We start from the raw sequence: 20,284 nt of genomic DNA, 5'->3' as shown, positions 1-20,284 counted from the left end.
ACACCGCCGTGAGCGAGCAGATTCGAGGGGGCACCGTGCTGCCCGCCCAGCGCGAGGAGATCGAGCTGCACACGGCGGATGGGCTCACGCTCGTCGGCGAGCTCGCCCTGCCAGAGGAGGCACCGCCGGTGGCGACCCTCGTGTGCCTCCACCCTCTGCCTACGGCGGGCGGCTTCATGGACTCGCACGTGCTGCGCAAGGCGGCGGCACGCCTGCCGGCAATGGCAGACATCGCCGTGCTGCGCTTCAACTTCCGAGGGGTGTCCTCACCCCGCGGCACCTCCGAGGGCGACTTCGGGCACGGCGAGGCCGAAGCCGACGACCTCGATGCGGCGATGGCCTTCGTGCGTGAGCGCGGCCTACCGGCGCCGTGGCTGCTGGGCTGGTCGTTCGGCACCGAGGTGGCGCTCAAGCACGGTCTTGAGCACGAGATCGCCGGTGCGATCCTGCTGTCGCCTCCGCTGCACCGCACGAGCGCGGAGGAGGTTGCGGCGTGGGCGGGTGCCGGAATGCGCCTGGTCGTCGTGGTACCTGAGCTCGACGATTACCTTCGACCGCCCGAGGCTGAGGAGCGGTTCGCGTCGGTGCCCGACGCGGAGCTCGTCGCGGTCGAGGGCGGAAAGCACCTGTGGGTGGGGGAGGCGCAGACGGCGCGCGTGCTCACCGAGATCGTGGCTCGGCTGAACCCCGGCGTGCTGCCGCTGCCGACGCGCTGGCCCTAGAGGGCCTCCTGCTTGGGCACCACGACCTGGTCGATGATGATGAGGATCGAGGCAGCCACCGGAATGGCGATGAGGGCCCCGAGGATGCCCAGCAGCGTGCCGCCGGCGAGAGCGGCGATCACGACCACGACGCCGGGCACCTTGACGGCCCGATTCATGATGTTGGGGCTCAGCACGTACGCCTCGACCTGCATGTACACGAGGTAGTAGATGCCGGCGACGATGACTGTGGAGATCGACTCGGGGTTCACGAGAAGCTGCGTGAGCACGATGAGGATCGACCCGGAGAGCGTTCCCACGAGCGGCACGAGGGAGAACAGGAACGCGACGAAGGCGAACAGCGCCGGGTATTGGGCGCCGATGATCGTCAGGAAGATGAAGCTCAGCACGCCGTTGCAGAGCGCGAGCGTGACCTGCCCGACCACATAGCGCCCGACGGCCGAGGAAACCTGCTCGGCGATGCCGATGAAGCGTTCGCGCTTGGACAACGGGACGAGCTTGTAGACGGCGCTCTTCAGGTTGTTGAGGGAGGCGACGAAGTAGAGCGTGAGGATGAGGATGATGAGGGCACCGAAGACTCCCGTCGCGATGCCGATGCCGACGGAGAGCACGCCGCCGCCGACCTGCGTGAGGTTGTCGGGGTTGGTGATCCACTCGAGCGCTGACTCTGCCGCGAGCCGCACGTCGACGACCTCGACGGGGATGAACGACTGCACGTTGTCGAAGAAGTCGTCCAGCGAGTCGAGCGACCTGACGTAGTCCGAGATGCGCGCCACCAGCCTGCTCGACTGCTCGACGATCACGGGGATGATCGCGAAGACGAGCCCCGTGAACAGGCCGAGCACTCCGACGAGGACAGTGAGGATCGCGGCCCACCGCGGCCACTTGCGCTCCTCGAGCCACGAGACGAGCGGGTCGAGCCCGAGCGCGATGAAGAGTGCGGCGCCGATGTAGGTGATGATCGTCGCGAGGCTCGTGACGGCGCCGCCGATGACGAGCGCCACGAGAACCCCGAGGCCGCCGAACAGCCCGAATCGGAATGCGTTCTGAATCTTCACGTGCCGTGGCTCCTGGGGTCGAGCGGCGTCAGCCTAGTCGTCGCGCTGAGACAGCGTTTCTGCCTGCGAGAGTACTCCGCGCAGGCCTTCGAAGTATCCCGCCACGGCGTCGCGCTCGACGCGGATGCGGGCGAGCGACTCCTCCGCCTCGGCGACGAGCTTCGCGCTGCGTTCCTCGGCCTCGTGCTGCAGGGCCTGCGCCCGCTGCTCGGCGTTGGCGAGCACCTCGCGCGCGGTTGCGTCGGCTTCCGCACGACGCTTCTGCGCGTCTTCGCGCGCGGTGCGATCCAGGGTTTCCGTCTCCGAGCGCACTGCGGCCGCTCGGGCCTGGGCCTCCGTGAGCTGAGCGGTCGCCTCCTCGAGGTAGCGCTGCGTCTGCGCAACGGCGTCCTGCTGGCGTGCGAGGTACTCCTTCTCCGCTTCGTCGCGTCGCGCCGTCAGCTCCACCTCGAGGTCGGTGCGGGCCTGCTCGGCCTCGCGCGCCAGACGCGCGCGGTTCTCCTCCGCGTCGTGCAGGAGTTGGGCCCGGGCCTTCGCGGCCTCGTCGGCGAGCACGCCGCGCTGCCGCGACGCCTCCCGCTCGAGAGCGCTTCGGGTCTCGAGTGATTGCTGCTCGGCGGCGTCACGCAGCTCGGCGAGCTCGCGCTCGGTCGTCGCGCGCAGCTCGACGGTGTCCTGCTCTGCGCGCTCGCGCAGCCGCAGCGCGGCCGCCTCGGCATCTCGCCGCAGCTGCGATGCGTCGCGCTCGGTCGTCGCGCGCAGCTCGGCGAGCTCGCGCTCCGTGGTGGCGCGCAACTCGGTGGTCTCCCGCTCCGCGGTCTCGCGCAGTTCCGCGGTGTCGCGCTCAGCGGCATCGCGCAGCTCGGTGGTCTCGCGCTCGGTGATCGTGCGCAGCTCCGTGGTCTCGCGCTCCGTCGTCTCCCGCAGCAGAGTTGTCTCCCGCTCCGCGGCGAGCCGCAGAGCGGCGAGCTCGTCGTCGACCTCTGTGCGCCGACGGGCCTCCTCGGCCGCCCAGGACCGTCGACGCTCGTCCACCTCGCGCGCGACCTCGTCGCGAGTTCGCCGCACCTCGTCCTCGAGGTCGGTGCGCGCGTTCGTGATGTCGGCATCGAGCTGCGCGCGTCGCGTCGCGTCGTCGCTCTCGAACTCGGCCCGTGCCTGCTCGGTCTCGCGCGCCAATTGCGCTGCGGCATCCCGCGCATCGGCCACTTCGCGATCGGCGACGACCCGCAGCTCGGCGAGCTGCCGCTCGGTTTCCGCGCGCTGCGCTGCGATCTCCCGCTTCGCGGTGGCGCGCGACTCCGCCGCTTCCGTCGCCACGGCGCCGCGAATTGCCGCCGCCTCCCGCTGCGCCTCGGTGACGAGCGCGTCGGCGTCGGCACGCGCACGCGCGACCAGCCCTTCGGCCTCGTCCGTCGCATCGTCGACCAGGTGCCGCGCCCGCTCCGTGGCTTCGGCGACGAGCTGCTGCGTGCGCTCCGCGGTCTCGGTCTGAAGACGCTCCGCCTCCGCGCGCGCGCTGGTGCGCAGTTTCTCCGCGTCGATGTCGGCCTGACTGATGAGACGCGTCGACTGCTCCTCGGCAACCCGCAGGGTCTGCTCGAGCTTCGTACCCAGGCCCGCGTAGGTGGGGCGGCCCACCTCGTCCAGCTCCGACTGCAGGTCGTCGATGACGGCGTGCAGTCGCTTGAGCTCCTTGGCCGTGTCGGCCCGCTCCGTGTTGGACTGGATGAGGTCGCGCCGGAGGTCTTGGATGGCCTTGTCGACGTCCTCGCGCTTGTAACCGCGCATCTCGGTGCCGAAATCGAACTCTGTGCCTGCCACGTGTGAGTCTCCCGGGTCGGTGGGGCGCGAACCCTGCGAGTCTATCGGCGCCTCGCGTCTTTGCTCCGCCTGAGTATTCGGCGAGAGGGGCAGGCGCCCGGAGGTCGGCGGCAACGCGCACCGCGAGCGTCCGCTAGTCTGGAATGTCTGTAATCTGCTGGCCGCTGACTGCACCGGGCTGACGCTCTCGTCGCTCGATCAGTCCAGAACCGCCACCACATCGCCCCTCAGCGACCGCCGCCCGCGGTCGACACGCGCGGGCGAGCGGTGAGCGGGGAGTCGCGCGCCGGCACGAGAGGAGTGAATCCGTGCGATTCATCATTGCCATCGTCTTCTTCGTGGTCGCCGTCGTGGGCGTCGGCCTCGGCGTCGCCCAGCGCACCGTGCTCGCCCCGCCGGAGAGCGTCACGTCGACCGTGCAGCTCGACAGCGCCGCGACCGTCACCGTGATCGACGGCTCGGCCCTCAACGCGTACGAGGGTCGCCAGACTCTCACGATCAGCGGCGGCGTCGTCGCCCCGCCCAATAGCGCTGCCGAACCGCCGGCGGAGGGCGAGACGGAGGACGGCGAAGAGCAGATCGCGCAGACCGATCGGGTCGTGGCCGCCTACGGCCGAACCGGAGACGTACTCGCCTGGGTCGGCGAGGCCCGCTACACGCTTGTGACGTTCGACGACGAGCTCCGCGAGCTCGTCGCGCAGCCTGTGAGCGGGTCGGAAGACGCCGTTCCCGACCCCTTCGGCAGCGACCTCTGGTACGACGACTTCACGGGCGAGGGCGAGTTGGGCATCACCGTCAACGTGCCTCGGGATGTCTCCGTGCTGCTCGCGTCCGACGGCACACTGCCGGCGCCGCAGGAATTCTCCGTCACGTGGCCCCTCGACAGCAGCACACCGTACTCAACCTGGCTGATCCTCGGCGGCGTGGGCTCGCTCATTCTCGGACTCATCGCCCTGCTCTGGGCGTTGCTCCACATGCGCAGGCAGCGCGGGCCGCGCCGCAAGTCGTCCCGATCGCCGAAGATGCCGAAGGTTCCCCGGCCCTCGCGCTATCGCCCGCTCTCCGGGCGACCAGCACTCGGTCGTCCGAAGGGCCGGCGCGCGGCGTCGAGCATCGCGGTCGTGCCGGGACTCTTCATCACCGGTCTTGTCCTCTCCGCGTGCACGACGGGCGCGTCGATCGTCGCGACGCCGAGCCCCACGCCGACGGCGCAGCCCGAGACTCCCGCGGTCGCGGCGAGCGAGCGTCAGATCGACCGCATTGTGAGCCGTATCGCTGACACCGTTGCGCTCGCCGACGACGAGACCGATGAGGATCTCGCCGCGACGCGACTCGCCGGCCCGGCCCTGCAGTTCCGCGAAGCGGCCTACACGGTGCGGGAGGAGGACTCCGATCTCGGCACTCTGCTGCCGATCCCCGCCCGCGAGGTCGCGCTGGCCCTGCCCCAGCGGTTGCCGGCCGAGGGCGCGACCTGGCCGCGCGCGATCTTCGCCGTCGTCGAGGACCCGACGGATGAGACTCGACCCCCGCAGGCGCTGGTGATGATCCAGGACGACCCGCGCAGCCCCTATCGGGTGCACTACGCCCTGACGCTGGAGCCGCAGGCCGAGGTGCCGGCGCTCGCACCCGTCGGGCTCGGCAGCCCTCTTCTGCCTGCCGACACCCCGCAGTTGGCCGTGACGCCCGCCGAGGTTGCCACCGCGTACTCGCAGGTGCTGCTGCGCGGCGACGACGCCGAGAACGTCGACCTCTTCGAGGCCGAGGGCGACAGCCTGCGCGCGCAGATCGGCGTCGAGGCGAAGCGAGAGCGCCGCTCCGCACTGCCCGATACGGCCTCGATCGAGTTCACCAACCGGGTGGTGGAGGACGCCGATATCCTCTCCTTCGTCACCAACGATGGTGGGGCCATCATGGCGGCCTACCTCACCGAGACCGAGACGGTCACGCCGACGCAGTCGGGCGCGGCCGTCAACTCGAGCGGTGCCGTGGAGGCGCTCTCGGGCAGCGCGCAGAGCACGCGCGGCATCATCGCCACCTACGGTCTGCAGATTCTGTTCTTCGTTCCGCCCCTGGACAGCACCGAGCCCGTGCGCGTGCTCGGCTACACACAGGGGCTCGTCAGTGCCAAGGAGGTACCGTGACCGACACCCCGATGACCCCTGACACCCTGCGGGGCGCCGTCGATCTCTCCTCACTCGTGCGCAAGGCTCAGCAGCCGGCGGCACAGCAGGGGGCGCCGGCGAGCCCCGGCTCGTCGCCCTCCGGGGCGGCCGCGAGCGGAGTCGTGCGCGATGTGGGCGACGCCGAATTCGGTGAGATCGTCGAGCTCTCCCGCACCGTCCCCGTCATCGTGGAGATCTACGCCGCCGGCATCGCTCCGGCGCTGCCGGCGATCGTGAGCTCCTACGGCGGCCGACTCGCGCTCGCGACGGTCGACGGCAATGCCAGTCCGCAGGTCGCGCAGGCGTTTCAGGTGCAGCAGGTTCCCGCGGTCGTTGCTCTCGTCGGTGGCCGGCCGCTCAACCTGTTCGTCGGCATGCCTGCAGAGGACGAGGTGCGCCAGGTGCTCGACCAGGTGCTCGAGCTCGCCGCGCAGAACGGCGTGACCGGAACGGTCTCCGCCGACGCGCCCGCGGAGGACGGGGACGAGCCCGCCGAGCAGCCTCTGCCTCCCCTGCACCAGGAGGCCTTCGACGCGATCACCGGCGGTGACCTCGAGGCGGCGGCGACCGCCTACCGTACGGCGATCGCGCAGAGCCCGGCCGACGGCGACGCCGTGGCGGGCCTCGCGCAGGTCTCCCTGCTGCAGCGACTGGAAGGTCGGGAGGCGGCGCAGATCCGCGACGCGGCGGCGGCGGCGCCCGATGACCTGGATGCTCAGCTCGCGGTCGCCGACCTCGACCTGAGCGGGGGGCACGTGGAGGACGCCTTCGCGCGTCTGCTCGCCCTGTTCCCCACCCTCGACCCCGAGGCCAAGGCGGGCGTCCGCGCCCGACTCCTCGACTACTTCGAGATCGTCGGGGTGGATGACGAGCGCACGATCTCCGCGCGCCGCGCGCTCACCAACCTGCTCTACTGACGCGTTGCGCGCTCAGGCGGGGCTCAAGTAGAGCCCGGCCAGCGGCGGCAGGGTGAGCTCCACGGAGGCAGGGCGGCCGCCGTACGCGGAATCTTGGGCCGTGACCTGCCCGAAGTTGCCGACACCGGAGCCGCCGAACTCTGCGGCATCGGTGTTGACGACTTCGCGCCAGACGCCCGCGTGCGGCAGCGGCAGGCGGTAAGGCCCCACCGGGTTGCCGCTGAAGTTGAAGACTCCCACCACGGGCGCGCCGTTCGACGCTCGACGTTCGAAGGCGATGACGTTGTTGCCCGCGTCGCCGCCCTCGAGCCACTCGAAGCCGGCCGGTGAGTTGTCGAGCTCCCACAGCGCCGGGGTGTCGCGGTAGACGCGGTTGAGCTGGGCGACGAGCCGGTGCAGACCCTGGTGCACGGGCTGGTCGAGTATCCACCAGTCGAGGCCGCGCTGCTCGCTCCACTCGCTCGGCTGCCCGAACTCCTGACCCATGAAGAGCAGCTGCTTGCCGGGGTGGGCCCACATGAACGCGAGGTAGGCGCGCATATTGGCGAGCTTCTGCCATTGGTCACCCGGCATCTTGCCCAGCAGTGAGCCCTTGCCGTGCACAACCTCGTCGTGGCTGATGGGCAGCATGAAGTTCTCGCTGAAGGCGTAGAGGAAGCTGAAGGTGATCTCGCCGTGGTGGTGTGAGCGCCACATGGGGTCGCGCTGGAAGTAGCTGAGGGTGTCGTGCATCCACCCCATGTTCCACTTCATGCCGAAGCCGAGCCCACCCTCGGAGGTGGCGCGCGTCACGCCTGGCCAGGAGGTCGATTCTTCGGCGATCATGACGATGCCGGGCACGCGCTTGTACGCGGTCGCCGTGGTCTCCTGCAGGAACGCGATCGCCTCGAGGTTTTCCCGCCCGCCGTGAACGTTGGGCAGCCACTGGCCTTCCGACCGCGAGTAGTCCAGGTAGAGCATGCTCGCGACGGCGTCGACGCGCAGCCCGTCGATGTGGAACTCCTCGAGCCAGTACAGGGCGTTCGCGACGAGGAAGTTGCGCACCTGGCTGCGGCCGAGGTCGAAGACGTAGGTGCCCCAGTCTGGCTGCTCGCCGCGTCGAGGGTCCGGATGCTCGTAGAGGGCCTTCCCATCGAAACGGCCGAGCGCCCACTCGTCTTTGGGGAAGTGCGCGGGCACCCAGTCCATGATGACGCCGATGCCGGCCTGGTGGAGCCGGTCGATGAGGTAGCGCAGGTCGTCCGGATGCCCGAATCGCGCCGTGGGCGCGTAGTAGCCCGTGACCTGGTAGCCCCAGCTGGGCCCGTAGGGGTGCTCGGAGAGCGGCATGAACTCGACGTGGGTGAACCCGAGCTCGGTGATGTAGTCGATGAGCGGGTCGGCGAGCTCACGGTAGCCGAGGCCGGGGCGCCACGAGCCGAGGTGCATCTCGTAGACGCTCATCGCCTGGCCGTGCGGGTCGTGCGCGGCGCGCCGCGCCATCCAGTCGCCGTCGTTCCAGGTGTAGTGGCTGTCGCCGACGACCGATGCGGTCGCGGGCGGGGTCTCGGTGTAGCGGGCCATGGGGTCGGCGCGCGTGAGCCACGTGCCGCTCTCGCTCAGCAGCTCGAACTTGTAGGTGGAGCCCGAACCCAGGCCGGGAACGAAGAGCTCCCACACACCGTTGTCGTCGAGGCGGCGCATCGCGTGCCCGACCCCGTTCCAGCTGTTGAAGTCGCCGATCACGCGGGCGGCCTGGGCGTGCGGCGCCCACACGGCGAAGCTCACGCCGTCGACGCCCTCGTGCGGGCGGTGGTGGGCCCCCAGCACGTGCCAGAGCTGCTCGTGCCGACCCTCGCCCCACAGGTGGAGGTCGACGTCGCCGACCGAGGGCACGAAGCGGTAGGCATCATCGGTGTGCCAGTCCGGCCCGCCGTCGTAGGTCGTCTCCACCGTGTACGCCTGGCCCTCGCCCGGCAGGAAACCGTGCCACAGGCCGTCTGCCACGTGCTCGAGCTGCACGCGAGAGCCGTCGGCTCGTGCCACCGTCACGCTCGCCGCGAGCGGGCGCACGACCCGCACGACCCACCCGCCGTCGACGGCATGCGGCCCGAGGGCATCGTGCGGGCGCGGGTGCCTTCCCTCGACGAGGGCGCGCCGGTGGTCGTCGTGCAGGGCGGGAAGCACCGCCGACGGCGCAGCCTTCGCTGCGTCGGTCGCTGCGGTCGTCGCGGTGTCCTGGGATGCGGGCTTCTGGGCTGGCTTCTGCGCTGGGCGCTTGTCGGCGGCCATCAGACCCCCTTCGGGTACTCGATGCGGAGGATGTGGACGGGGTGCACGAAAGCGTCGAGTCTGACGTAGTTTTCCGTGCCCCAGGTGTACCGCTCGCCCGACAGCAGATCGGTGACCTCGAAAGTCGAGCCCGGTTCGAGGCCGAGTGCGTTCAGGTCGAGCGAGACGGTCGTCTCGCGGGCCGAGTGCGGGTCGACGTTCGCGACGACGATGATGCCGTCGGTGCGGCCGGAGCGCACGAACCGGCCGGGAAGCACTTTGGAGTAGCAGAGCATCGCCTCGTCGCGCGTGCGGTGGATGCGCAGATTGCGCAGCTGGCGCAGGGCAGGGTGCTGGGCCCGGATCGTGTTCAGCTGGGTCAGGAAGGGAGCGATCGACTTCTTCTGGGTCTCCGGGCTCGACCAGTCGCGCTGCTTGTACTCGTACTTCTCGTTGTCGATGTTCTCCTCGCTGCCCGGCCGCGCGACATTCTCGATGAGCTCGTAGCCCGCGTAGACGCCCCACGAGGGGCTTGCGGTGGCTGCGAGAGCGGCCCGGATCTTGTAGGCGGGTACGCCGCCGAACTGCAGGTACTCGGTGAGGATGTCCGGTGTGTTGACGAAGAAGTTCGGGCGGAAGTACGCGCTCGTCTCCTGCGACACCTCCGTGAGGTACTCCTCGAGCTCCCGCTTCGTGTTGCGCCACGTGAAGTACGTGTAGGACTGCTGGAAGCCGACCGCGGCGAGCGACTGCATCATCGCTGGGCGCGTGAACGCCTCGGCGAAGAAGACGACGTCCGGATGCTCGGTGTTGATCTCGTGCAGGAGCCACTCCCAGAACGCGAGCGGCTTGGTGTGCGGGTTGTCGACGCGGAAGATGCGCACGCCCAACTCGATCCAGTAGCGCACGATGCGCAGGATCTCGGTGCTCAGCCCTTCGGGGTCGTTGTCGAAGTTGAGCGGATAGATGTCCTGGTACTTCTTTGGCGGGTTCTCTGCGTACCGGATGGAGCCGTCGGGCAGCGTCGTAAACCACTCGGGGTGCTCGGCGACCCAGGGGTGGTCGGGAGCGCACTGGAGGGCGAGGTCGAGGGCTACCTCGAGGCCGTTCTTGGCCGCGCTCGCGAGGAAGGCCTGGAAGTCGTCCACCGTGCCGAGGTCCGGATGGATCGCGTCGTGCCCGCCCTCCTTCGCGCCGATCGCCCAGGGGCTGCCGGGGTCGTTCGGCCCGGCATCGAGCGTGTTGTTGGGGCCCTTGCGGTTGAGTCGGCCGATCGGATGGATGGGCGGCAGGTAGAGCACGTCGAAGCCCATCTGGGCCACGGCGGGCAGCCTGCGGGCGGCCGTCGCGAAGGTGCCCGACTGCCAGGGGCCGTCCTTGAGGCGCTTCGCCCCTTCGGAGCGCGGGAAGAACTCGTACCAGTTGCCCACGCCGGCGCGCGTGCGCTCGACGCGCAGGGTGTGCGGTGCCGACACCGTCTCGAGGCTGGTGAGACGGTGCTGCTGCAGTGCGGCCACGAGCCGGGCATCCGTGGCGACAGCGAGGCGGGCCGCTGGGGAGAGCGCGGCGTTCATCATGGCGGCGCGAGCATCGGAGAACATCGCACCGGCAGCGGTGCCGGCTCCGGCAAGCTCGGCCGCCCGCTCCAGCAGTTCGCCGCCGCCCATGAGCATGACCTCGACGTCGACCCCCGCCTCGATCTTGACCGTCGCGGCGTGCAGCCACGTCGCCCAATCGTCGGTGTACGCCTGCACGCGCCAGGTGTAGAGCCCCAGCTGGTCCAGGAGAACCTCGGTCTGCCAGCGATCAGTGCCGGGGGCGCCCATCTCGAGCGGATGCACGCTCTGCGAGCCGTCCGGCGCGCGCAGCAGCAGATCGGCGCCGAGCAGGTCGTGCCCTTCGCGGAACACCGTCGCGGCGAAGGGGACGACTTCGCCGAGGAAGGCCTTGCTCGGCCATCGATCCTCCGGCTGAACAGGGCTCAGGTGGCGGATCGGGATGCGCCCGATGCGCGGGGTGAACGGGGTCGGTTCGATATCAGCCACGCCTCGACCGTACTCCGCCGCGGCGATGAGCGCGCGGGAGTCGCGGGGGCGTCCAGGGGGCTTGGAGGTGCCGATGCGCCCTCGGGAGCGTTGTGTCGGGCAAAAAGAGGACAAAATGTACCCCGGGTAGGGTACGCGAATCCTTGTCAGAGTCTTGGGCTCGAACCCATGCATGCGTATCGTCATGGATGGAACCAGCACTGTCGCGCGACCCGAACGCGACAGCTTGGCTCTCGAACATCAGCACGACGATGAGACCGACCCGAACGGACTCATGAGACAGGACCGAGACTCGCATCCCCCGGCGAGGCCGGTCCTGTTCGTCGTTAAGCGAGCACCGTCCACGATGCACGACCGGCATCCCGCCGGGCGCGACGGATTCTGGAACCGGTTCCCGAGACGGGCCGACCTCGCCTAGAGTGGCGAGTTGGGGCACGCGCGTCCCGGCCATCACCTCGTGGTGGTCTCGGCGCACTGCCTCCATCCGTTCGCTCGCAACGCCGTCCGAACCCTGGCCCCTGAGGAGATGCTGTGAAGGCGATCCGCCGTTTCACCGTCCGCACTGTCCTGCCCGAAGCGCTCGACGCTGTCGCGGCACTCGCCGCGAACCTGCGCTGGTCGTGGCACGAGCCGACCAGGCAACTCTTCTCGCGCATCGATCCCGTGCTGTGGGACGAGCTCGACCACGACCCGATCGCCCTGCTCGGTGCCGTCGACGCCGCGCGACTCGACGAGCTCGCCGGCGACAAGCAGTTCATCGCTGACGCCGAGGCCATGCGCGCCGACCTCACCGCCTACCTGGAGCAGCCGCGCTGGTACCAGTCGCTCGACGACGCCCCCGAGCGCATCGCCTACTTCTCGCCCGAGTTCGGCATCGCGTCGGCGATTCCCCAGTACTCCGGCGGCCTCGGCATCCTCGCCGGTGACCACCTCAAGAGTGCTAGCGACCTCGGGCTACCGCTGCTCGGCGTCGGCCTGTTCTACCGCGCCGGCTACTTCCGTCAGGCCATCGATCGTGACGGCTGGCAGAAAGAGACCTATCCGCTCCTCGACCCCGACGGCCTGCCCATGCAGGTGCTGCGGGAGACCGACGGTGCTCCCGTGATCGTGACCCTGCCCCTACCCGGCGGGCGGCAGCTGCACGCCCGCGTGTGGCAGATGCACGTCGGCCGTGTCGTGCTGCTGCTGCTCGACACCGACATCGCAGAGAACGACGACGAGCTGCGCGGCGTCACCGACCGCCTGTACGGCGGGGGAGGAGAGCACCGCCTTCTGCAGGAGCTCCTCCTCGGCATCGGCGGCGTTCGGGCCATCAAGGCCCATGTTCGCGTCACGGGCACGCCCGCACCCGAGGTGTTCCACACCAACGAAGGCCACGCCGGGTTCCTCGGCCTCGAGCGCATCAGCGACCTCATCGCCGAAGGCCTCACCTTCTCCGAGGCCCTGCAGGTCGTGCGGGCGGGAACGCTCTTCACCACCCACACGCCGGTACCCGCCGGCATCGACCGCTTCGACGCATCCCTCGTCGAACGATACTTCCAGGCCGAGCTGCTGCCCGGCGTGGACGCACGAGACGTCGTCGCGCTCGGCCGGGAGGACTACCCGGGTGGCGACCGCGGCGTGCACAACATGGCGGTGATGGGGCTGCGGCTCGCGCAGCGCGCCAACGGCGTCTCCCAGCTGCACGGCGAGGTCTCGCGCGGCATGTTCGGCGAGCTCTGGCCCGGATTCGACGCCGCGGACGTGCCGATCACCTCCGTCACCAACGGCGTGCACGCCCCGACCTGGACCGACCCGCTCATGGTCACCCTCGCGAACGACTGCCTCGGTACCTACGACACGACGCGCTGCGACTGGAGCTCCGACGCGGTCTCCGACGCCCAGCTGTGGTCGGTGCGGCGTGCCATGCGCGAGCAGCTCGTCACGGACGCGCGCGAGCGCGTCGCCGCGGCGTGGGTCGAGGAGAACCCCGGCATGGCCGCGCCCCAGTGGATGACGCGCGTGCTCGACCCCGACGTGCTCACCATCGGCTTCGCGCGTCGCGTCCCCACCTACAAGCGCCTCACGCTCATGCTGCACGACCAGGAGCGTCTGCGGGCCCTGCTGACCGACCCTGCCCGGCCCGTGCAGCTCGTCATCGCGGGCAAATCGCACCCCGCCGATGACAGCGGCAAGGCGCTCATCCAGAAGCTCGTGCAGTTCGCGAGCGAGATGGACGTGCGCGATCGCATCGTCTTCCTGCCCAACTACGACATCGGCATGGCGCGTCTGCTCTACCCGGGCACCGACATCTGGCTGAACAACCCGCTGCGACCGTTCGAAGCCTGCGGAACCTCCGGCATGAAGGCGGCCCTCAACGGGTCGCTCAACCTGTCGATCCTCGACGGCTGGTGGAACGAGTACTACGACGGCGAGAACGGCTGGGCGATCCCCAGCGCCGACGCCGCCGGCGACAGCGCCGAGCGCGACGCGCTCGAGGCCGAGGCGATGTACGACCTCATCGAGCATCAGATCGCTCCACGGTTCTACGACCGGGACGACGAGGGCCTGCCGCGCCGCTGGTTGCGCAACATCCGTCACACGCTCGCCACGCTCTCGCCCGAGCTCTCGGCCGATCGCATGGTGAGCGAGTACGTGGAGCGTCTGTACGTTCCCGCGGCCCGCGCGCGCCGAGCGATCACCGCCGGCTCCTACGCGCCCGCGCGCGACCTGGCACAGTGGAAGGCGCACGTGGCGACCGAGTGGCCCCGCGTCGCCGTCGCCCACGTCGAGTCGGGCGGCGTGCAGTCGCCGCAGGTCGGCGACGAGCTCACCGTGCGGGCGCACGTCGAACTCGCCGGCCTGAGCGCCGACGACGTGCTCGTCGACGTGGTGTTCGGGCGGGCGCGCGACGGCGACGAGCTCGCCGACGTGCATCACATGCCGCTCACGCTCGAGGCGCACGAGCTCGGTCAGGCCGCGACGTTCACGGGCACGGTGCCGCTCGCGCACTCCGGCTCGTTCGGCTACACCGTGCGCGTGACGCCGTGCCATGAGCTGCTCGCCCACCCGGCAGAGCTCGGCCTCGTCGCCGTCGCCGAGCACTAGCCGAGCATCCCTGCCCTGTTGCTCGACCAAACGACGGAGAATGTGGTCACGGACCCCCGGCGTGCCCGTTCTGCGCGCTCAAGGCCGGCAGATCTCCGTCGTTTGGTCGAGCAGAGCGCGATGGGGGTCACTGCACTCCGTCTCAGAGGTGGTCGCCGCGGAGGTAGGCGGCCATGATCGCCTCCTCGACCGAACGCCAATCGTCGAACACCTGACGGTAGGTGAACCGCAACACGCGGTAGCCGTGCGTGCTCGCCGCCGCGTCACGCCGACGATCTCGCTCGTAGTCCGGCGTCCGCTCGTGGTGGGCCCGGCTATCGACCTCGATGATGAGGCGGTCGCCGACCACGAAGTCGACCCGACCGATGCCCGGAATCTGCACTTGACGCCTCAACGGAAGCCGCGACCGCAGCCGAAGCCACAGGAGCGCCTCCGTTCCGCTCTCGCAGATTCCGTCGACTCCCGCCGCATCGACAGGATGCCCGGACCTGCGCAGCGCTGCCCGGGAGTGCGGTCGGGAATACATCGCGCACTCGAGGGCGACCAGGTAGAGCTCGGCAGGGCCGCACTGCCGCAGGTCGGAGAGAGCCTCCGAAAGCGGCGTGAGGAGGGTGCGGGGTTGCGGGGTCTGCGCAGTCCAGTGAATGGTCGCGTGCCGAGTAGAGCGAGGCTCAGACAGGTCCAGCGTGATGCGGCTGTCATTCGGCGTCCTGAGGGCACGGGCGTGACGGCACACGCGCACGTGCAGTGACGAGCCTTCCCGCATCCACACCCGGTGGAGTCCGAGCGCCCGATCGCAGGAGACTGTTCCACCGACCCGTCCTGCGGCGAGCAGGTCGGGATGTAGGCCCGGGAGGCTGTACCAGCCCTGGCGTACCCGCCAGAGGTCACCCGCAGCGACCGCCCGACGCAGGCTCGCACGACTCATTCCCTGTGCGAGCAGCTCGTAGGCGGGAGAGATGTCTCCTGGCTCGATGTAAGGGATGCGCATCCGCCGAGAGTGCAGGCATGTGTGGCTGTCGGGGTGTCGTCGCCGGAACTGGGGACGCTCCGCAGCCGGCTCTCGTTGTGAACGAGCGCTCGACCAAACGACGGAAATCGTGGCGGTTGATGCTGGTTTCCTCGGGGTGGGAGGCCGCGAGCCCGGCGAAGTCCGTCGTTTGGTCGAGCCGGCGGGGCGGGCCTGCCCGGGTTCAGCGGGCGAGGGGCGCGAGCTGGCCGCCGGTGACGCGCACCAGGTCGTGCGGTGCGAGCTCGAGGTCGACGCCGCGCCGACCGCCGGAGACGAAGATCGTCGCCCACGCGGCGGCCGAGTCGTCGAGGAAGGTCGGGCAGGCTGTGCGCTGCCCGAGCGGCGAGATGCCGCCCACGACGTACCCGGTCTTGCGCTCGGCGAGCGCGGGCTCGGCCATCACCGCGCGCTTCGCACCGGAGGCGGCGGCGAGCAGCCCGAGATCGAGCATCCGCGACACCGGGACGATGCCGACGACCACGCGGCCGTCCGCGAGGGCGAGGAGCGTCTTGAAGACCCGATCGGGGTCGACCCCGAGGGCGCCGGCCGCTTCGAGGCCGTAGTTCGTGACGCTCGGATCATGCGTGTAGGCGTGCGCGAGGTACGGAATGCCCGCTGCTGTGAGCGCGACCGTCGCGGGAGTACCCGGCCCGGCCTGCGAACCCGCGCGCCTCTTCTTCGCCATCCGCTGCCCGCGCGCCGCTAGTCGCCGTGGGCCCGGAACAGCAGCATCGACGTCGGGCCCACCTCGAGTGCGGAGCCGGGCGAGTGCTCGGCCTCAAGGTCGGAGATGTCGTCGTGCAGGCTGTCCCACAGCAGGGTGTAGCCGGTGACACCCTCGTGCTCCGGCAGGGTCACCCGCACCGGCTCCTCCAGGCCGTGGAGGATCAGCAGGATGCGGTTGAACTCCTCGCGCTCTGGGGTGGAGGCCGCGAGGTACTGCAGCGTGCGCTCGGAGGGTGAATCCCAGTCCTCCATCGTCATGGAGGCGCCCTCCTTGTTGTACCAGTCCATCTGGGTCGCGTTAGGCACGGTCTCTCCCCAGCGCCCGTACTGGCTGGGCCGCAAGGCGGGGTTCTCGCGCCGCAGCTGCGTCAGGCGGGAGGCGACCCTCAGCAGGTCCTGCTGCCAGCCCTCGTGCGCCCAGTCCAGCCAGGTGAGCTCGCTGTCGTGGCAGTAGGCGTTGTTGTTGCCGCGCTGGGTGCGGCCCACCTCATCGCCCGCGGTGATCATGGGCGTGCCGGCGCTGAGCAGCAGTGTGCCGAGCAGGTTGCGCATGGCCTTGCGCCGTTCGCCGGTGATGGCAGGGTCGTCGGTGGGCCCTTCCACTCCGAAGTTGTAGGAGCGGTTGTGGTCGCTGCCGTCCCGGTTGTCTTCGCCGTTGGCCACGTTGTGCTTGTGGTCGTGGCTGACGAGGTCGGCGAGGGTGAACCCGTCGTGGGCGGTGACGAAGTTGACGCTCGCGAGCGGGCCGCGCTCGGCGGCGAACACGTGGGCGCTGCCGGTGATACGCCGCGCGAGCGACCCGATGCCTTCCGGCGCGTGACCGTGCTCGCGGGCGGAGGCGATGTCGGTGAGCCAGAAGTGCCGCGCGCGATCGCGGTAGCCGTCGTTCCACTCGCTGTACCCGTGCGGGAAGTTGCCGACCTGCCAGCCGCCCATCCCGACATCCCATGGCTCGGCGACCATCGTCGCGTCCTGCAGTGAGGGGTCGTCGAGAATCGCCCGCAAGAGGGGATGCTCGGGGTCGAAGTGCGCCTTGCTGTCGCGCCCGAGCGTGGCCATGAGGTCGAAGCGGAACCCGTCGATCTGCACCTCGCGCGCCCAGTAGCGCAGCGAGTCGAGGATGAGCCGCTGCACGACGGGCCGCGAGGCGTCGAGGGTGTTGCCGCACCCGGTCACATCCAGGTACTCGCCGTCGGCCGTGTGCCGGTAGTAGCTGGCGTTGTCGATGCCGCGGAAGCTCGACGTGGGGCCGTCCATACCCTCCTCGGCGGTGTGGTTGTAGACGACGTCGAGCATGACCTCCAGACCCGCTTCGTGCAGCAGCCGCACCATGCCCTTCACCTCGCGCAGCACGGCTTCCGGGCCCGCCTGCTGAGCGCGCCGGGTGGCGTAGGCGGCGTGCGGGGCGAAGAAGTTCAGCGTGTTGTAGCCCCAGTAGTTGCTGAGGCCGAGCGCGTGCAGCCGCTGCTCGCTGATGAACTGGTGGATCGGCAGCAGCTCGACCGTCGTCACACCGAGGCTCTTCAGATAGTCGATCGTCGCCGGATGGGCGAGCCCGGCATACGTGCCGCGCAGCTCGTCGGGCAGTTCGGGCGCGAGCTTCGTGAGCCCCTTGACGTGCGCTTCGTAGATGACCCGCTGATCGTTCGGGATGCGCGGCTTGCGCACTCCGCCCCAGTCGAACGCGTCCCCGAGCACGCGGGCGCGCCACTCGCCGCGCGGGCTGCGCTGCACGCCGCGCGCGTAGGGGTCGAGCAGCAGCCGCTCGGGGTCGAAGGCGTGCCCCGTGCCCCGCTCGGCGTCCCGAGGGCCGTCGACGCGCAGCGCGTATGCGGCGCCGGGGGCGAGTTCGCGCGCGGCGGCGTGCCACGTGCCCCCGTCTTTCTTCATGCGGTGCATCTCGTGTTCGCCCGTCACCCGGTCGAGATCCTCCGGGTCGAACAGCACGAGCCGCATGCGCGACGCGTGTTCGCTCCACACGCGAAGCTCGCCGCCTCTCGATGTCTGGTGCACGCCGAGGCGCGCGAAGGCGGGGGCGGAGGGCATGAGTCTTAGGGTAAAGGCGATGACGATCTACCTGGACCACGCGGCGACCTCGCCGATGCCGCGCGCCGTGCGCGAGCGGTACGTCGAGGCGCTCCAGGTGGTGGGCAACCCGTCGTCGATCCACTCCTCTGGCCAGTCGGCGCGCGCCCTGCTCGACGAGTCGCGCGCCCGCCTCGCGGCTACGCTCGGCGTCGACCCGATCGAGGTGACGGTCACGGGCGGCGGCACCGAGGCGGTCAATCTGGCGGTCAAGGGGATGCTCTGGTCGCGCCGCGCGCAGGGCGCCGGCTCGCGCATCCTCGCTCCGACGGCCGAGCACCACGCGACCCTCGATGCGGTGCAGTGGCTCGTCGACCACGAGGGGGCGTCCGTTGACTGGCTGCCCGTCGACGAGCGGGGCAGGCTGCGCCTCGACGCGCTCGAGGCGGCCCTCGCGGCCGGGCCCGCCGCGCTGCTCACGATGCTGTGGGCCAACAACGAGGTCGGCACGCTGCAGCCGGTCGCGGAGGCGGCGGCGCTCGCCGCGGCCGCCGGCGTGCCCGTGCACGTCGACGCGATCGCCGCGTACGGGCAGGTACCGCTCGCGCCCCTGCCGGCGGGGGTGAATGCCGTGTCGATCTCCGCCCACAAGGTCGGCGGGCCGGTCGGCGTCGGTGCGCTCGTGCTGCGCCGCGGCACCGAGGTGGAGCCGCTGCTGCACGGCGGCGGCCAGCAGCGCGGGCGGTCCGGCACGATGGACGCCGCGGGCGCGGCCGCCTTCGCGCACGCCGCCGAGGCGGCGCACGCCGAGCTCGACGACCGGGCGGCGCACAAGCGGGGGTTGCGCGACCGGCTGGCGCAGGGCATCCGGGATCGTGTACCGGAGGCGCTTCTCTCGACCGATCTGGCCGATTCTCTGCCGGGCACGCTGCACCTGCGCGTGCCGGGTGCGGAGGGTGATTCGCTGCTGTTCCTGCTCGACCAGGCGGGGTTCGCTGTGTCGACCGGTTCGGCGTGCCAGGCGGGGGTGCCCGAGCCGTCGCACGTGCTGCTCGCGATGGGGGTGCCCGCGGCGGAGGCGCGGGGCTCGCTGCGCGTGTCGATCGGGCCGACGACGACGACCGCCGAGATCGACGCATTCCTGGATGCCCTGCCCGCTGCCGTGCAGCAGGCCCTCGCCGCGGGGCTCGCCGCGCGGCAGCCGCGCCTCGGCCGCTAGTCCCGCCGCCCGGACGCCGCGCTCGCCCGCCGCGCGTACCCTGGAGGGGTGAAGGTTCTCGCGGCGATGAGCGGCGGCGTCGACAGCGCCGTCGCCGCCGCGCGCGCGGTCGACGCCGGCCACGACGTCGTCGGCGTGCACCTCGCGCTGAGCCGCATGCCGGGCACGCTGCGCTCGGGCGCGCGCGGCTGCTGCACGATCGAGGACTCGCTGGATGCCCGGCGCGCGGCGGAGAGACTGGGCATCCCCTTCTACGTGTGGGATTTCAGCGAGCGGTTCCGCGACGACGTCATCGACGACTTCATCGCCGAGTACGCAGCGGGCCGCACACCGAACCCGTGCATGCGCTGCAACGAGCGCATCAAGTTCGCGGCAGTGCTCGAGAAGGCGCTCGCGCTCGGCTTCGACGCGGTCGCGACCGGGCACTACGCGCACATCGTCACCGACGAGGCGGGCCACCGCGAGTTGCACCGTGCGAGCGACGAGGCCAAAGACCAGTCGTACGTGCTCGGCGTGCTGACGAGCGAGCAGCTGGCGCACGCGATGTTCCCGCTCGGCACGACGCCGTCGAAGGCGGTTGTGCGCGCCGAGGCCTCCGAGCGCGGGCTGACGGTCGCGCAGAAGCCCGACAGTCACGACATCTGCTTCATCCCCGATGGCGACACGCGCGGCTGGCTCGCCGACCGTATCCCGCCCGCTGCGGGTGCGATCGTCGACCGGGAGGGCACGCAGGTCGGCGCTCACGAGGGCGCGACGAGCTTCACGGTCGGGCAGCGCCGCGGTCTCAACCTGGGCGTGCCCGCTCCCGACGGGCGCCCGCGCTTCGTGCTCGAGGTGCGGCCGCGCTCGAACGAGGTCGTCGTCGGCCCGCGTGAGGCGCTCGCGGTGCGCGAGCTCGCCGGGGCGCGGTTCACCTGGGCGGGGCTCGACCCGGTCGCATCCGGCATCGCTGTCGCCGATGCGAGCGCACCGGATGCCGTGGCCGAGTTTGCGTGCGAGGTACAGGTTCGCGCGCACGCCGACCCGGTGCCGGCGCGCGCCCGCGTCGCGGAGAACGACGAGGCGGTGCTTGAGCTCGGCGTGACCGTCGACGAGCCGCTCGACGGTGTTGCCCCCGGCCAGACCGCCGTGATCTACGTCGGCACGCGCGTGCTCGGCCAGTGCACGATCGACCGCACCGTCAGTGCGGTGACGGCAACCGCATCCTGACCTCGTCCGAGGGCGACGTCAGAGCGCG

Annotated in this window: 13 protein-coding genes; 6 read left to right on the top strand and 7 right to left on the bottom strand. The window is 70.5% G+C overall.

The features are described 5' to 3' along the window. Window positions 1-8: 8 nt before the first annotated feature. Window positions 9-722, top strand: a complete 714-nt coding sequence (locus RJQ01_RS03570; RefSeq protein ID WP_350475432.1) for an alpha/beta hydrolase — start codon at window positions 9-11, stop codon at window positions 720-722. Here the strand turns inward: RJQ01_RS03570 and RJQ01_RS03565 are convergent. Then, window positions 719-1,780, bottom strand: coding sequence for an AI-2E family transporter (locus RJQ01_RS03565; RefSeq protein ID WP_350475340.1), 1,062 nt, complete (start codon window positions 1,778-1,780; stop codon window positions 719-721). The two genes, RJQ01_RS03570 and RJQ01_RS03565, sit on opposite strands and share 4 nt — an antisense overlap. 33 nt (window positions 1,781-1,813) lie before the next feature. Then, complete coding sequence (locus RJQ01_RS03560; protein WP_350475339.1) at window positions 1,814-3,604, bottom strand: coiled-coil domain-containing protein; 1,791 nt, start codon at window positions 3,602-3,604, stop codon at window positions 1,814-1,816. Window positions 3,605-3,912: 308 nt separating this feature from the next. On the opposite strand from RJQ01_RS03560, the gene RJQ01_RS03555 reads away from it, so the two are divergent. Both RJQ01_RS03555 and RJQ01_RS03550 read left to right on the top strand, forming a co-directional pair. Then, window positions 3,913-5,745 (top strand): DUF8094 domain-containing protein, encoded by a 1,833-nt coding sequence (locus tag RJQ01_RS03555; protein WP_350475338.1) that lies wholly within the window; start codon window positions 3,913-3,915, stop codon window positions 5,743-5,745. Beyond that, a complete protein-coding gene (locus RJQ01_RS03550) occupies window positions 5,742-6,683 on the top strand; it encodes a tetratricopeptide repeat protein (RefSeq protein WP_350475337.1) in 942 nt (313 codons plus the stop codon). The genes RJQ01_RS03555 and RJQ01_RS03550 overlap by 4 nt, the downstream gene beginning before the upstream one ends. Before the next feature lie 12 nt (window positions 6,684-6,695). Here the strand turns inward: RJQ01_RS03550 and glgB are convergent, their stop codons facing one another. Beyond that, window positions 6,696-8,954: a 1,4-alpha-glucan branching protein GlgB gene (glgB, locus tag RJQ01_RS03545; RefSeq protein WP_350475335.1), complete on the bottom strand. Its 2,259-nt coding sequence runs from the start codon at window positions 8,952-8,954 to the stop codon at window positions 6,696-6,698. Beyond that, window positions 8,954-11,152, bottom strand: a complete 2,199-nt coding sequence (locus tag RJQ01_RS03540; RefSeq protein WP_502885220.1) for a maltotransferase domain-containing protein — start codon at window positions 11,150-11,152, stop codon at window positions 8,954-8,956. Before RJQ01_RS03540 ends, glgB begins: the two co-directional genes overlap by 1 nt. 357 nt (window positions 11,153-11,509) lie before the next feature. Here RJQ01_RS03540 and glgP point away from each other — a divergent pair, with 357 nt between their 5' ends. Next, window positions 11,510-14,065: an alpha-glucan family phosphorylase gene (gene glgP, locus RJQ01_RS03535; protein ID WP_350475334.1), complete on the top strand. Its 2,556-nt coding sequence runs from the start codon at window positions 11,510-11,512 to the stop codon at window positions 14,063-14,065. 142 nt (window positions 14,066-14,207) lie between these two features. Here glgP and RJQ01_RS03530 read toward each other — a convergent pair whose 3' ends face one another. From RJQ01_RS03530 to glgX, 3 genes are all read right to left on the bottom strand, one after another. Beyond that, a complete protein-coding gene (locus RJQ01_RS03530; protein WP_350475333.1) occupies window positions 14,208-15,056 on the bottom strand; it encodes a DUF559 domain-containing protein in 849 nt (282 codons plus the stop codon). Window positions 15,057-15,258: 202 nt separating this feature from the next. Then, a complete protein-coding gene (gene ybaK / locus RJQ01_RS03525) occupies window positions 15,259-15,762 on the bottom strand; it encodes a Cys-tRNA(Pro) deacylase (protein ID WP_350475332.1) in 504 nt (167 codons plus the stop codon). A gap of 17 nt (window positions 15,763-15,779) precedes the next feature. Beyond that, window positions 15,780-17,849: a glycogen debranching protein GlgX gene (gene glgX / locus RJQ01_RS03520; RefSeq protein ID WP_350475331.1), complete on the bottom strand. Its 2,070-nt coding sequence runs from the start codon at window positions 17,847-17,849 to the stop codon at window positions 15,780-15,782. A gap of 19 nt (window positions 17,850-17,868) precedes the next feature. Here glgX and RJQ01_RS03515 point away from each other — a divergent pair, with 19 nt between their 5' ends. Both RJQ01_RS03515 and mnmA read left to right on the top strand, forming a co-directional pair. Further along, window positions 17,869-19,047, top strand: coding sequence for a cysteine desulfurase family protein (locus tag RJQ01_RS03515; RefSeq protein ID WP_350475330.1), 1,179 nt, complete (start codon window positions 17,869-17,871; stop codon window positions 19,045-19,047). 48 nt (window positions 19,048-19,095) lie between these two features. After that, a complete protein-coding gene (mnmA, locus tag RJQ01_RS03510) occupies window positions 19,096-20,256 on the top strand; it encodes a tRNA 2-thiouridine(34) synthase MnmA (RefSeq protein ID WP_350475329.1) in 1,161 nt (386 codons plus the stop codon). Window positions 20,257-20,284 lie beyond the last annotated feature (28 nt).

This window comes from Microcella sp. (genome assembly GCF_040286215.1).
Taxonomy (GTDB): domain Bacteria; phylum Actinomycetota; class Actinomycetes; order Actinomycetales; family Microbacteriaceae; genus Microcella.
The sequence above is the reverse complement of the archived record's forward strand: the minus strand, read 5'-3'. Positions and strand labels throughout refer to the sequence as shown.

What these genes read in the sequence shown, in the direction of transcription:
- RJQ01_RS03515 (WP_350475330.1), top strand. Translation starts at nt 17,869, where the DNA reads ATGACGATCTACCTGGACCACGCGGCGACCTCGCCGATGCCGCGCGCC.
- glgB (WP_350475335.1), bottom strand. Translation starts at nt 8,954, where the DNA reads ATGGCCGCCGACAAGCGCCCAGCGCAGAAGCCAGCCCAGAAGCCCGCA.
- glgX (WP_350475331.1), bottom strand. Translation starts at nt 17,849, where the DNA reads ATGCCCTCCGCCCCCGCCTTCGCGCGCCTCGGCGTGCACCAGACATCG.
- ybaK (WP_350475332.1), bottom strand. Translation starts at nt 15,762, where the DNA reads ATGGCGAAGAAGAGGCGCGCGGGTTCGCAGGCCGGGCCGGGTACTCCC.
- RJQ01_RS03530 (WP_350475333.1), bottom strand. Translation starts at nt 15,056, where the DNA reads ATGCGCATCCCTTACATCGAGCCAGGAGACATCTCTCCCGCCTACGAG.
- RJQ01_RS03540 (WP_502885220.1), bottom strand. Translation starts at nt 11,152, where the DNA reads ATGCATGGGTTCGAGCCCAAGACTCTGACAAGGATTCGCGTACCCTAC.